Below are 14,022 nucleotides of genomic sequence, written 5' to 3' on the forward strand. Positions count from 1 at the left end.
AAAAAGTGGCTTGAAGCAGATGCTATCTTTGGCATCTGCTTTCTTTTTTGTTAACTTTCAATATATCAACAAATCATACATGTGTTATGAAAGCCAAACTAACTGCCTTCTTCCTTGCTTTGTTGCTTCCTTGGTTATCGCCTGCCCAAATAGACTGGCGGAAAGCGAAAGAGAAGGTAAAGAAAGGCGTAGAGCAGGTAACAGACAAGGGCATAGAAGGGGCGCTGGCAGAAGGTTTGTTCGGGAAAAAACGCGCCCAATACGATTCACTCAATTTCAGCTTTGCCATTGCCGTTGCCGACCAAACAGGTTTTTACGAAGAAAAAAATCTGTTTTACGACTTAGGCATAGACAAGCTGGCAGTAAGCACACTCTTGGGCCACGAAATCGATTCCGGCGAATACACCCCCGGAGAAGAGTTTGAAGAAAGCTTAAACTTGGCAGAAATACTTTTCGCATCGAATAAATACAAGTGGGCGGAAGATGAGTTTCTTTATGCAGAGCAAAAGATGCCACTGAATGCCAAGCCTGCAAACAAAGCCCGTCTTTACAATGATCTGGGCTTACTCTATACCACCCTGGGCAACTATAAGACTGCCGAAAGCTATTTCGACAAAGCCCTCACTGTCATATCACAAGAGCTGGGCGAAGACCATTACCTGTATTATGCCACCCAAAACAACTATGCCATCTTGCGCTTTCATCAAGCCTATTACCCCGAAGCGATACAGCTCATCGAAAACATAGAAAACAAACTATTACAAAGCCAAAAGCAAGGCATGCCGCAAGCCATTGTCCTCAACAATCATGCTTACATGCTTTACACCTTGGGGCTCTATGAAGAAGCCGAATTGCTTTACCAAAAGGCGTTGCGTATAGCCGATGAGAACATACGGGAAAAAAACACCAACTATCAACGAATACTTATCAATTTGGCAATGCTTTATCAAGAAAACAACCGCTTGGATGAAGCAGATGCCCTTTACCAAAAGGCTATAGAAATAAAAAAGAAGCAAGGCAAGAAGCGCCATCCCGATTACGCCCACCTGCTCACTTTGTATGCTGCCCTTCAGCTGCAAAGCGGCAAGACCGAAAACGTCGAAGCGTTGCTTCAAGAAGCACTTGAAATCTATGAAAAAAAGTTCGACAAGCAACACCCTGCCTATGCTTCTGCGCTCGAACAACTGGGGCGTTTCCGGCTATTTTACGGCGATAAGCGGCAAGCCATTGCTTCTTTAAAGGAAGTGTTGGACATCAGGGCGCAAACGCAGGGCACCCGCCACCCTGCCTACAACCAAACCAAAGAGTGGCTGGCAATTGCCTATTGGAAGAATGGCATGGTAGCAGATGCCGCCGCCCTCTATGAAGAAGTGATAAAACAAAACGACGAATTCATCCGCTCGTTCTTTGTTTCTATGAGCACCAACGAGCGGGAACACTATTGGCAGCAAATGCGCCCGGCTTACTTGCGTTTCTTCAACTTTGCCTTCGAACAGCAAACACCTGTCCTGCTACGCAAAGCCTACGAAGCATGGATCGCCACCAAGGGTATTCTACTACGGACCGATGAAAACATACGCATGCGCATTGCCCAAGCTCAAGACCCGGCACTTTTAAGCCTGTTTGACAAGTGGACACAAAAGAAAGAGCGGCTTGCTTATTACTATACGCTCAGCAAAGCCGAACTGGAAGAGCAGAAAATAGATTTAGACGCACTGGAAAAAGAAGTAAATACCATTGAAAGAGAGTTATCTGCCCGTTCACAAGCCTTTGATGATGTGCAAGAAAAGCAGTATCAATATGAGCAAATAGCAGCTGCCCTGCCCGCAGGCAGTGCTTTGATTGAGTTTGTGCGCTTACCCCGCTTCACCCGGCAACTTACAAACGAAGCGCAATACTACGCTTTTGTGGTTATGCCTTCATCGCAAGCCCCCGTACTCGTTTCCATTGGTGAAAGCAGCTTACTTGAAAGAAGAGGAATCGGCTATTACCGAAGCAACATACGGCTCAAGCGTACGGATGTCCGCTCATACGATACTTTCTTTGCCCCACTGGAAAAGACCTTGCAAAGCCACGGTGTCCGGCAGCTATACATTAGCGCTGACGGCGTATATCATCAACTTAGCTTGGCAAGTCTTTGGGCAGCCGACAAAGAGAAGTACTTCATAGACTTGTACGATCTCACCTACCTGTCTCATCCCACAGAAATAATAGTAAAAGAAGCCGGCAATGCGCCCCCATTACGCCAAGCCCTGCTGGTGGGCTACCCTATTTATGGCACCCAAGCCGTAAGCCTGCTGCCCGGCACCCTGCAGGAAGTGCTTTCGCTTAATCAATTGTTAAAACAAAAGGGAATAAAAACGACCCTGCTTAGCAAAGAAAGCGCCACCGAAGGCAAATTAAAACAGCTGTTAAAAGAACAGCAACCGCAAATCCTTCATATAGCTACCCATGGTTATCTTTTGAAAGATATCGATGAAGCGAGTGGGCAGGTATTGGGCATACAGAGCGAAAAGGCAGGACGCAACCCCTTGCTGCGTGCGGGCCTGCTGCTCAGCCACTGCGCACAAGCTTTTGAACAAGACAGTCTTGCACTCTCGGCACGGGGCGAAGAAAATGGCATCTTGACTGCTTATGAAGTAACCACGCTTCCTTTGCATAATACGCGCCTGGTGGCACTCAGCGCCTGCGAAACAGCGCTGGGCGAAGTGCAAGCCGGCGAAGGTGTGTATGGCTTCCAGCGGGCTTTCCGGGAAGCCGGCGCCGAAAGCGTTGCCATGAGCCTGTGGAAAGTGGATGATGAAGCAACCAAAGAGCTGTTTATTCAATTTTACAATTTCCTGCTGCAAGGGCTAAATCCCCATGTTGCCTTCCGTAAGGCACAAGGTGTCATACGAAAACAGCACCCCCATCCTTATTACTGGGCTGCTTTTGTGCTCATTGGGCGCTGATGTCAGAAAGATGACCCGGCAGTTTCAAAACAAATGCAATATTTACACACAATCATAAAAACCGGAAGAAATATGAAACGAATCTCTGTAGCTCTCATGCTTGGTCTTGGTCTATGGCTCGGGGCAAATGGCACACAAACAGCCCGGGCGCAGGTATTCAACGATTGCTATATCAACATTGAAGTGGCACCGGACCGCTATATGCGCGGAAAAGCTTATGAAATAGGACAAGCGAGCCGGAAGATAAGAGTAGAGTTTACCAAGAGCTTTGTAAAAGTGGTGTTGCCCAAGGGGGACCGGAGCATCTTTCTGGCAATTGAAAATACCGATTGCAAAGCCTATTGTCCAAAAGCCAAACGGATACGCCAACTCAAGCCGGGCGACGAGCGGCTTTTGATTCATTTATTGCGTGCACAAGAAAAACAGCTCATCGCCCAACTGGAAAATTGCGGTATCAAATAGCAGCAACGGCGTCTTATGCGGCTGCCGGCTGCCCCAGGCAACGCCGGATGTCTTCTTCGCAACGCCGCAGCAAAGCCTGGGGCGATTCAAAATCACCGATTTCGTATTTTCCCAACGAATGCAAACGCACGGTAATGCCTATAGGCATGTAAAGCAGCTTATGATACGTGAGCCTCCAGAAGTTTTCCAAAGCAATAGGCACCACCACGGCTTCGGGCATGCAAGTCACCAACTGCTCAAATCCGGCCGTTTTGAAAGGCTTCAGCTTGCCATCGCGCGCGCGCGTACCTTCTGCAAAAATACAAGCCGCAAGCTTTTCGCGGCGTATGACTTCCGCAAATGCTTTGATGGCTTTTAGTGCGCCCTCTTTGTCTTTTCTGTCGATGCACACATGCTTGCCATGGCGCAAATGCCATGATACGCTCGGTATGTTGTACATCAAGCTTTTTTTGGAAATAAACTTTGGATGGTGCTTCTTGCGAAAGACCCACCCGATAGCCGGAATATCGAAAACACTCTGATGGTTGCTCACCAAAATCAGCGGACGGTCATCAGGTAAGCGGTCAAGCAGCTCCTTGCCTTCCACTTTGAAGCGAATGCCCAGTATGAGCAACGAGTTCATCAAACTCCACATCATGGCATGAATGGCACGCATCTGCATGCGGTAGCCCATGTAGGTTGCCAGCATATTGATGGGATGAAAAAGCACCAATATCAAACCCATCAATGGCGCATAAATCAAGCCGGCAATCAAGTTCAAAGGTGTTTTTTTCATAGATATTTTGAAATGATTGAACCGCAAAAATACACGCTTTTCAACGGTCATCAAACAGCACCTTGTCTCAAGATAGTAATATTTTACCTTAGCAATACAATATTTTTACCTTTCCTGCCGGACCTTTTTACAGGTAAGTTCCTGTTACTTAGGCTCCAAATACACAAAAGGCACAATCATTTCCTCCAAGGAAATACCGCCGTGTTGGAAGGTATCTTTAAAGAAATTGACGTAATAGTTGTAGTTGTTAGGATAAACGAAGAAGTAATCTTCTGTAGCAAACACATAACTGGTAGATACGTGCTGCTTGGGCAAGTGGAAACGCTCGGGCTTGCGGGCTTCCAATACCTTTCCGTCATCTTTAAAACTGAGGTTTTTTCCGTGTTTATACCGTAAGTTGGTATTTACTTCCCGGTCGCCTACAATACGGAAAGGGCGCCGCACCCGTATGGTGCCATGATCGGTAGTAATGATGCAAGGCAGCTTATGTTCGGCAATTTTTTTGAGCAAGTCGAAAAGTGGCGAATGGATAAACCAGGTATGTGTGAGCGCACGATAAGCCGCTTCATCAGGGGCCAACTCGCGAATCATCTCCACATCGGTGCGTGCATGCGAAAGCATATCCACGAAATTATACACAATAGCATTCAAATGATTGTTCTTCAATTGAGCAAACTGCTCATTCACCGTGCGCCCCTGCGCATTGGTCAGTATCTTATGGTAAGCCATGCGTATATGACGGAAGCCAAACTTATCCAGCTGGTTGCGTAAAAACTCCTCTTCGTGCAAGTTCTTTCCTTCCTCTTCGGTATCTTCTACCCACCATTTTGTGTAAAATTTTGCCATGTCATCGGGCAGCATACCCGAAAAAATGGCATTGCGGGCATAAGCCGTAGTAGTTGGCAAAATGGAATAGTAGGTACTTTCCTCCACTATGTAAAAATAGCGGCTAATCTCTTGTGCCAGCACACGCCATTGGTCATAGCGCAGGTTGTCTATCAATATAAAAAAGAGCGTATCGTTTTCCCCCATCTTTTTTAGCAGGGGAAATACTTTTTTCTGCATAAGCTGATGCGACAGAATGGGGCGGTCAATATTGGGCTCGTTGAGCCAGTCTTCATAATTCTCCTTGATAAACTTCACAAAATTGGTATTGGCTTCTGACTTTTGGCTTTCGAGCACCTCCTCCATGCTTTGCTCCTCGGTATTTTCTATTTCTATCTCCCAGTACACCAGTTTTTTGTAGATTTCTGCCCATTCATCGTGGCTCAAGCGGTCCATATATGCCATGCTGATGTTCCGGAAATCCTGCTGATATGCCAGGTTGACCTTTTCGCTGACAATGCGGCGGTTTTCGAGTATTTTTTTTACCGACAAAAGGATTTGGCTGGAATTCAAAGGCTTAATCAAGTAATCGGCTATTTTGGCGCCTATGGCTTCTTCCATAATAGACTCTTCTTCGGCTTTGGTAATCATCACCACCGGCAAATCAGGCTTATGTTCTTTTATCTCTACCAAGGTTTCCAAGCCTGTTAAGCCGGGCATGTTTTCATCCAAAAACACAATGTCGAAAGGCTCTTCACGAATACGTTCCAGCGCATCCGTGCCACTGTTCACGGCTACTACCTCATAGCCTTTTTGTTTTAAAAACAATATGTGTGGTTTCAGCAAGTCAATTTCATCGTCTGCCCATAGAATTCTGTATTGTTGCATAAGCTTTGCTTGTTTTATTTTCCTTAATTTAACATTCAACTGCAAAAAACGACCGTTTTTATGCCACAAAAGTCATACAAAATTATCAACGACCCGGTACATGGTTTTATACGCATCAGCCACCCCTTGGTCTTCAGCATCATAGAACACCCTTATTTTCAACGGCTCAGGCGCATCAAGCAACTGGGCTTGACCGAATATGTTTATCCGGGCGCATTGCATACCCGCTTTCATCATGCCTTGGGCGCCTATCATTTGATGGGCATCGCTTTGGACACCCTCCGCTCAAAAGGCATTGACATTAGCGACGAAGAAGCACTTGCCTGCCAAATAGCCATACTCCTGCACGACGTAGGACATGGTCCCTTTTCGCATGCCCTTGAATACACCATTCTGGAAGGTGTTCATCACGAGCAACTGTCCTTGCTCATCATGCAAAAACTCAACGAGCAATTTAATAACGCCCTCCACCTGGCTATTCGTATTTTTTGCAACGAATACGAACGTCCCTTCTTTCACCAACTGGTAAGTAGCCAGCTGGATATGGACCGCCTCGATTACCTCCAACGTGACTGTTACTTCACAGGTGTGCAAGAAGGCACCATCGGGGCTGCCCGCCTGCTGAAAATGATTGACGTGGTCAATGATGAATTGGTGATAGAAGAAAAAGGCATTTACAGCATTGAAAACTTCCTGACTGCACGGCGTGTCATGTACTGGCAAGTATATCTTCACAAAACCACCATCGCCACCGAGCAAATGATTGTTCAAATCATGCGGCGCGCCAAAGAATTGGCACAGGCAGGTGTTTCGCTGCCGGCCACCCCGGCCCTCAGCTTTTTCTTGCTTAACCGTATCCGGCAAAACAACTTCCATGAAAGCGAAGAAACCCTCAAAGCATTCACCTCGCTGGACGATTACGACATTTGGGCTGCCATCAAACAATGGACAGACCACCCGGACTACGTGCTGTCGGAACTCAGCCGCCGGCTGCTCGAGCGCCGGCTATTTAAAGTAAGGCTCAGCCCTGCCCCTTTGCCTGCTGCCTGGATAGAAGAAAGGAAGCAAGAAATATTGGCAAAGCTGCCTGCCGCCGGCTACCTGCCTTATTTCCTCATACAAGGGTCCACCGAAAACACTGCCTATCAGACCAAAGGCAGCTCTATACAGGTGCTTCGCAAAGACGGCAAACTTATTGATATAGCCGAAGCCTCGGACCTGCCCAATATAAAAGCACTCAAAAAAATGGTAAAAAAGTATTATGTTTGTTGGGCAAAATACAACTAAGAAATCAGCCGTATCATGCTAAAATTCACCTTGGAACAAGTTGCCCAAATGTTGGGCGGTACTGTAGAAGGCAACCCCCATGCTGAAGTATTTACCATAGCCAAAATACAAGAAGCGCAGGAAGGAAGCATTGCTTTTTTAGCCAACCCCAAGTATGAGCCCTTCATTTATACTACCCAAGCGACGGCCGTCATCGTGAATCAGGACTTCGAGCCCAAGCAGGCGCTTCATACAAATCTCATCCGTGTCAAAGATGCTTATCTGGCATTTACCCGCCTGCTCGAACAATACCAACAGCTGAAACAAGACGCCCAACAGGGCATTGCCGCCAACGCACACATAGAGGAAGGAAGCCGGTTAGGTGAAGGTGTTTATGTTGCCCCATTCGTGTACATAGGTAAAAATGTGCGCATTGGTAAACACGTAAAGATATACCCCCACACCTTTATTGGCGACAACGTAAGCATCGATGACCATACAGTAATTCATGCCGGTGTAAAGATTTACGAAGGCTGTGTCATAGGCAAGCACTGTGTGATTCATGCCGGGGCTGTCATCGGAAGCGAAGGTTTCGGCTTTGCCCCCCAAGAAGACGGCAGCTACCGCCCCATTCCGCAGGTAGGCATCGTGAAACTGGAAGACTACGTGCGTGTAGGTGCCAACACCACCATCGACCGTGCCACCCTCGGCAAAACCCTGGTGAAGCAAGGTGCCAAACTCGACAACCTCATACAGGTAGCACACAATGTAATCATCGGCAAGCACACCGTCATTGCTGCTCAAACAGGCATTGCCGGCTCTACCGAAATAGGCAATCATTGTATGATTGGCGGCCAGGTAGGATTTGTAGGACACATCAAAGTAGCCGACAAAACCATTATTGGGGCGCAGTCCGGTATTCTGGACACCATCAGCGAAGAGGGCGGCAAGTGGCAAGGCTCACCGGCCATGCCCATGTCGAAATATTACAGAGTGCAAGCCGTCTTGCGAAAACTGCCCGAATTGTGGCGCAAGCTTAACCAATTAAGTTGAAGAAGTAGAAAAAAGTAGTAAATTTGCGGGCAGTGCCATTTTGGTTTCAAGAAGACAACAGCATGAATTTAAAGCAACATACCATAAAACAAAGCATCAGCTTCGAGGGGGTAGGTCTTCACACCGGCAAAACAGCAGTGATGACCTTTCATCCCGCACCTCCTCACTACGGCATCCGCTTCATACGTACCGACCTCGAAGGCAAGCCCGAAGTGCGTGCCCATGTGGACAACGTAGTGGCCACGGAGCGCGGTACTGTCTTAGCAGAAAACGGCGCACAGGTGCACACCGTCGAGCATGTGCTTTCTGCGCTCATGGGTATGCAAATAGACAATGTGCGCATTGAATTGAGCGGACCTGAGCCCCCCATTGCCGACGGCAGCTCGGCGCCTTTTGTAGAGCTCTTGCAGCAAGCAGGCAAAGAAGAGCAAAATGCGCTCCGTCAATATATTTGCATCGATGAGCCCATTTACTACCGCGATGAAGACCGCCAAATAGAAATAGTGGCGCTGCCGGCCGATGAGTACCGCCTCACGGTCATGGTGGATTACAACTCGTCGGTCATGGGCAGTCAGCACGCCATGCTCTTCGACTGGAACGACTACCCCAAGCAAATAGCGCCTTGCCGCACCTTTTGCTTTTTACACGAAGTAGAATACCTCTACAGCAAAGGGCTCATACAGGGCGGCAGCTTGCAAAATGCCATTGTCATTGTGGAAAAGCCCGTAGAAGCTGCCCAACTGGAACGCTTGGCAGCCCTCTTTGACAAGGAAGAAGTAGCCGTACAAAGCAACGGCATATTGAACAACCTGGAGCTGCGCTTCCACAACGAGCCGGCACGCCACAAATTGCTCGACCTCATAGGCGATTTGGCTTTGCTTGGGCGCCCACTCAAAGCCCATGTGATAGCAACCCGCCCCGGTCATCATGCCAACGTGCAGTTTGCCAAGAAAATAAAAGCATATATGGAAAAAAATCCATCAAACGACATTAAGCAATTTCATCCGGGGATGCCTGCCGTACTCACTGCCACGCAGATGTACGAGATGCTCCCCCATCGCTATCCCTTCTGCCTCGTCGATAAGATCATTTATTTGGACGACGAGCAGGTAGTAGGTGTAAAAAACGTGAGCATAGGTGAGCCTTACTTTCAAGGCCATTTCCCCGGCAACCCTGTCATGCCCGGTGTTTTTCAAATAGAAGGAATGGCGCAAACCGGCGGTATTTTGGTGCTCAATACAGTACCCGACCCTTCGAACTACTGGACTTACCTGCTGCGAGTCGATAACTGCCGTTTCCGGAAAATGGTGCACCCGGGCGATACCATCATTTATCATTGCCGCATCACAGCCCCCATCAAGCGTGGCATCATTAAAATGCACTCAGATGCTTACGTAAACAATGAGCTTGTTTGCGAAGCAGATATGACTGCAAGTATTGTAAGGAAAGACGGAGAAAAAAATGATGAATAAAGACTTAGTTTGGATACACCCCGACGCCAAAATAGGTAAAAACGTAACCATTGAGCCCTTCACGGTCATTCATGGCGACGTGGAGATTGGCGACAATACCTGGATTGGTCCTCATGTTACTATCTTAGACGGTGCCCGCATTGGTAAAAACTGCCGCATATTCCCCGGTGCTGTTATTTCGGCCATCCCCCAAGACCTGAAGTTCGGTGGTGAGATGACCTACGCCATCATTGGCGACAATACCACCATTCGCGAGTGCGTCACGGTGAATCGCGGCACGTCGGCCAGTGGAAAAACCGTAGTAGGCAACAATTGCTTACTGATGGCTTATGCCCATATAGCCCACGATTGCATGGTAGGCAACAACTGCGTGATAGTGAATGCCGTGCAGATGGCCGGGCATGTAGAAGTAGGTGATTACGCTATCATAGGGGGCACTTCTGCCATTCATCAGTTTTCGCGTATTGGCGCCCATGCCATCATTGCCGGTGGGTCACTGGTGCGCAAAGACATACCACCCTATGTGAAAGCCGGCCGCGAGCCGGTCGTTTACCTGGGCGTGAACCGGGTGGGCCTGCGCCGTCGTGGCTTTACCAACGAACAGATTTACCAAATACATGAAATTTATCGCACCCTTTACCTGAAAGGCTACAACACCACCGAGGCGCTGAATATCATTGAAAGCACCTTTGAGCCTACTCCCGAACGGGACGCCATCCTTGACTTTATCCGCAAATCAGAACGTGGCATCATCCGCACCGGGCATCATACAGCCAATCATGCCACCGAAGAATAGAATAAGGTATGCAATTAAGCAAGGTAGAGCTTGTTGACATAGGAAAAAAATTTGAAAGAGAGTGGCTTTTTCGCCACTTTTCTTTTGTTTTTGAACCGGGGCAACCCACTGCCATCGTAGGCGCCAACGGCAGTGGGAAATCTACCCTTATGAAAATAATAGCTGCTGCGCTGCCCTCGAATGAAGGGAAGGTGATTTATCGTGACCCGCAAGGCAAAGCCATCGACATAGACCAATACCCTCAGTTATTGAGCTGGGCGGCGCCTTATTTGCGCATCCCGCCCGACTTCACCCTCGATGAAGTCTATCATTTTCATCATCAATTCAAGCCCCTGCGCTTTTCCCATGAAGAGTGGCTCGATGTCTTGAATCTGCGCCCCCACCGCCACAAAGCCCTGCGCTTTTTTTCTTCGGGCATGCGTCAAAAAGTACAACTCAGCTTAGCGCTGTTTAGCAATACCCCCCTGCTGCTGCTGGACGAACCCACGATGAACTTAGATAAAGAAAATGCCGCTTGGTATAAGCGGCATGTATTGGAGTGCATACAAGAACGCATTGTCATCATCAGCTCAAACGAAGCGGCCGAGTATGACTTCTGCACCCGGCGCATTCGCCTGACCTCCTAACCGGCAACTACTCTTTCCAGCTCATCGGATAATTTTCATCCACATAGGGCAGCGCCTCTTCGGTAATGTACAACGGCCGGAAAGTGTCAATCATCACGGCATATTCGTGGGTTTCTTTCTTGCCTATACTTTTTTCTATCATCCCCGGATGCGGTCCATGTGGCAACCCGCCCGGATGCAAGGTAAAGGAGCCCCGATCAATGCCTTTGCGGCTCATAAACTCACCTTCGGCATAAAACAACACCTCGTCAGAGTCTATGTTGGAGTGGTTGTAAGGTGCCGGAATAGCCAAGGGGTGATAATCAAACAAACGGGGCACAAACGAGCAAACCACCAGGTTATGCGCTTGGAAGGTCTGGTGTACCGGCGGCGGCTGATGGATGCGCCCGGTGATGGGCTCAAAGTCGTAGATAGAGAAGGTGTAGGGGTACAGGAAGCCGTCCCACCCTACCAAGTCGAAGGGGCTGTGTTTATACACATAGTGATGCAAAAAGCCATTTTTCTTTATCTTCACTAAATACTCGCCTTGCTCACGCTCGGTAATGAGCTCTGAAGGTGGATGGATGTCACGCTCACAGAAAGGCGAGTGTTCTAACAGCTGCCCCAGCTCGTTGCGATAGCGGCGCGGGGTTTCTATGGGTGAGAATATTTCACATACCAACAGGCGCACCTCGCCCTCATCAAAAGCCATTTTATAAATGGTAGTGCGCGGAATCACAATATAGTCGCCTTTTTGAAAGCGCAGCTTGCCAAACTGGGAATACAGCCACCCGCTGCCATCATGCACATAAATAAGCTCGTCGGCTTCGCCGTTTTTGTAGTAGTAGTCCATTTGCTTGCCGGAAGGATTGCAAATCCCTATGTGCACATCGTTGTTGATCATAAGCATCTTGCGTGCCTCGAGGTAATCTTCGCCTGTGGTGCCTATCTGCGAAGTTTTCAAGTGGGTTTGTAACAGCGGACGATCTTTTAAAGGCTTTACCCCATAAGGTACTGACTCAAGCACCTTTTCTACCCTTGTAGGCGGGTAAATGTGGTAAAGGTTGGAATAGATGCCACTAAACCCTTTCGAGCTTACGAGCTCTTCTTGATAAAGGCTGCCATCGGGCTGACGGAATTGTATGTGGCGCTTCGGAGGTATTTCCCCTAACTTATAATAGTAAGTCATAACGCTTTTCTGTTTTTTGTATTTATTTTATAACAAATTTACAAATTAAAAGACTAAAACAAATGTTGAAGCCGCTTAAAATAGTCTTTTTGCTTCCTGCCTTCTGCTATTTACTTGTTTCCGTTTAGATTATTTCAGATTTTTGCTTCATCTTTTTCAGTCCTTTTCTCTAATCAAGCCAGTTTTTATGCTATATACCGAACTAAGTGCGCTCATTCAACAAAAGAAAAGCATGCTTTGTGTGGGCTTAGATACTGACATTCGTAAGATACCGGCCCACTTACACAGCAGCCCCGACCCCATTTTCGAATTCAATAAGCAGATTATTGATGCCACCTATCCCTATGCGGTAGCCTACAAGCCCAACTTGGCTTTCTATGAGGCTTTAGGTGCCCGTGGGTGGGACAGCCTGGCCCGCACCATGGAATATATGCCCAAAGATGTTTTTCGCATTGCCGATGCCAAACGTGGCGACATAGGCAATACGGCAGCCCTATATGCACGCACCTTCTTCGAAACACTTCAGTTCGATGCCGTCACCCTCTCGCCTTACATGGGCAAAGACAGCATTACTCCCTTTCTCGACTATCCCGGCAAGTGGGTGATTGTCTTGGCACGCACTTCCAATGCAGGCGGTGCAGATTTCCAAGAGCTTCCACTTGACGATGGGCGTAAGCTCTACGAAGCGGTGATTCAAAAAAGCAGCACCTGGGCATCTCATGAGCGTATGATGTATGTAGTCGGCGCTACTCAACCGGAAGCCATGCGCCATATTCGCCAATTGGCTCCCCGCCATTTCTTCTTGGTACCCGGCATAGGCGCCCAAGGGGGCGACCTGCGCAGTGTGCTTCAATATGGCAGCAATGCGGCCGGCGGACTGCTTATCAATTCATCGCGCGGGATTATTTATGCATCGAACAAGCATGATTTTGCAAGCGCTGCCGGTAAAGCGGCACAAGCTTTGCAGCAGGAAATAGAAAAGCTCATGCAATGGTAAAGGTCGTTCACCAGTTTTGCTTTATGAAAACGTTTCTTTTTCGGTTTTGTCTTGTCTTGTTGTTGGCAGGCGTATTTCTCCCTTCCGGCTTTGCTCAAGCAAATGCTAAAAAAATCATCGACTATTTTATAGAAGCAGCCTTAGGCAGCGAATTCAACAACAGCCATCAACGAATCAAGAAATGGAGAAAAGATATCCACTATTATGTCATTGGCAAGCCCCATCCGGAATATGAAGCGGAGCTTAGGCGCGTCATCGATGAGTTACATGCGCTCACCGGACTCACCTTTACGGAGGCAAAACGAAAACGGGATGCCAACCTATTGATTGTTTTCGGCTCGGCAGATACCTATGTAAAAATAGAGCCACAGGCAAAAAAATACACCGACAAAAATTGGGGACTTTTCTTTACGCGATGGAATGGATTGGGCGAAATTTATTATGCTACCATGTATGTAGATGTGTTCAGAGCCAAAGGCAATCAAGTAAAGCATCTGATAAGAGAAGAGCTCACCCAATTATTGGGACTCATGCGCGACAGTTACCGATACAAAAAAAGTATATTTTATCAAGGATGGACTACCTACACCGACTACGCCCCCATCGATAAAATACTCATACGCTTACTTTATCATCCCGACATGCCAATGAATGCCGACGAGGCTACCGCACGCGAGGCAGCCGCACGCATTTTGAAAGAAATGGACTTGGAAGAAAACTTATTTGAGTAACACGGGAGCAAA

General features: G+C 47.9%; 12 protein-coding genes. 9 read left to right on the forward strand and 3 right to left on the reverse strand.

Annotated features, from left to right (window positions below; all coding sequences use genetic code 11):
* Positions 1–86 precede the first annotated feature (86 nt).
* Both QVE43_RS02290 and QVE43_RS02295 read left to right on the forward strand, forming a co-directional pair.
* Complete coding sequence (locus tag QVE43_RS02290) at positions 87–2,951, forward strand: CHAT domain-containing protein (protein ID WP_288004097.1); 2,865 nt, start codon at positions 87–89, stop codon at positions 2,949–2,951.
* Positions 2,952–3,023: 72 nt separating this feature from the next.
* Entirely contained in the window at positions 3,024–3,413 is a 390-nt protein-coding gene (locus QVE43_RS02295; RefSeq protein ID WP_288004098.1) for a hypothetical protein, read from the forward strand.
* A gap of 13 nt (positions 3,414–3,426) precedes the next feature.
* On the opposite strand, the gene QVE43_RS02300 is transcribed toward QVE43_RS02295, so the two are convergent.
* Together QVE43_RS02300 and QVE43_RS02305 are read right to left on the reverse strand one after the other, a co-directional pair.
* On the reverse strand, positions 3,427–4,188 hold the full coding sequence (locus QVE43_RS02300) for a 1-acyl-sn-glycerol-3-phosphate acyltransferase (protein ID WP_288004099.1): 762 nt from the start codon (positions 4,186–4,188) through the stop codon (positions 3,427–3,429).
* Positions 4,189–4,332: 144 nt separating this feature from the next.
* On the reverse strand, positions 4,333–5,901 hold the full coding sequence (locus tag QVE43_RS02305; RefSeq protein ID WP_288004100.1) for a PglZ domain-containing protein: 1,569 nt from the start codon (positions 5,899–5,901) through the stop codon (positions 4,333–4,335).
* A 60-nt stretch (positions 5,902–5,961) separates the two neighbouring features.
* On the opposite strand from QVE43_RS02305, the gene QVE43_RS02310 reads away from it, so the two are divergent.
* From QVE43_RS02310 to QVE43_RS02330, 5 genes are all read left to right on the forward strand, one after another.
* Positions 5,962–7,188, forward strand: a complete 1,227-nt coding sequence (locus tag QVE43_RS02310) for an HD domain-containing protein (protein WP_038029338.1) — start codon at positions 5,962–5,964, stop codon at positions 7,186–7,188.
* A gap of 15 nt (positions 7,189–7,203) precedes the next feature.
* Positions 7,204–8,220: a UDP-3-O-(3-hydroxymyristoyl)glucosamine N-acyltransferase gene (gene lpxD / locus QVE43_RS02315; protein WP_288004101.1), complete on the forward strand. Its 1,017-nt coding sequence runs from the start codon at positions 7,204–7,206 to the stop codon at positions 8,218–8,220.
* Between the two features lie 62 nt (positions 8,221–8,282).
* On the forward strand, positions 8,283–9,692 hold the full coding sequence (locus QVE43_RS02320; protein WP_288004102.1) for a bifunctional UDP-3-O-[3-hydroxymyristoyl] N-acetylglucosamine deacetylase/3-hydroxyacyl-ACP dehydratase: 1,410 nt from the start codon (positions 8,283–8,285) through the stop codon (positions 9,690–9,692).
* Positions 9,685–10,488, forward strand: a complete 804-nt coding sequence (lpxA, locus tag QVE43_RS02325) for an acyl-ACP--UDP-N-acetylglucosamine O-acyltransferase (RefSeq protein ID WP_288004805.1) — start codon at positions 9,685–9,687, stop codon at positions 10,486–10,488. The genes QVE43_RS02320 and lpxA overlap by 8 nt, the downstream gene beginning before the upstream one ends.
* Before the next feature lie 8 nt (positions 10,489–10,496).
* A complete protein-coding gene (locus tag QVE43_RS02330) occupies positions 10,497–11,114 on the forward strand; it encodes an ATP-binding cassette domain-containing protein (RefSeq protein WP_288004103.1) in 618 nt (205 codons plus the stop codon).
* A gap of 7 nt (positions 11,115–11,121) precedes the next feature.
* Here QVE43_RS02330 and QVE43_RS02335 read toward each other — a convergent pair whose 3' ends face one another.
* Positions 11,122–12,282 (reverse strand): homogentisate 1,2-dioxygenase, encoded by a 1,161-nt coding sequence (locus QVE43_RS02335; RefSeq protein ID WP_288004104.1) that lies wholly within the window; start codon positions 12,280–12,282, stop codon positions 11,122–11,124.
* A 187-nt stretch (positions 12,283–12,469) separates the two neighbouring features.
* Between QVE43_RS02335 and pyrF the strand changes: the two genes are divergently transcribed.
* A complete protein-coding gene (gene pyrF, locus QVE43_RS02340) occupies positions 12,470–13,279 on the forward strand; it encodes an orotidine-5'-phosphate decarboxylase (RefSeq protein ID WP_288004105.1) in 810 nt (269 codons plus the stop codon).
* Between the two features lie 23 nt (positions 13,280–13,302).
* Positions 13,303–14,010, forward strand: a complete 708-nt coding sequence (locus QVE43_RS02345) for a DUF2927 domain-containing protein (protein WP_288004106.1) — start codon at positions 13,303–13,305, stop codon at positions 14,008–14,010.
* Positions 14,011–14,022: the final 12 nt, after the last annotated feature.

The organism is Thermonema sp. (genome assembly GCF_026003375.1).
Classification (GTDB): Bacteria; Bacteroidota; Bacteroidia; order Cytophagales; family Thermonemataceae; genus Thermonema; species Thermonema rossianum.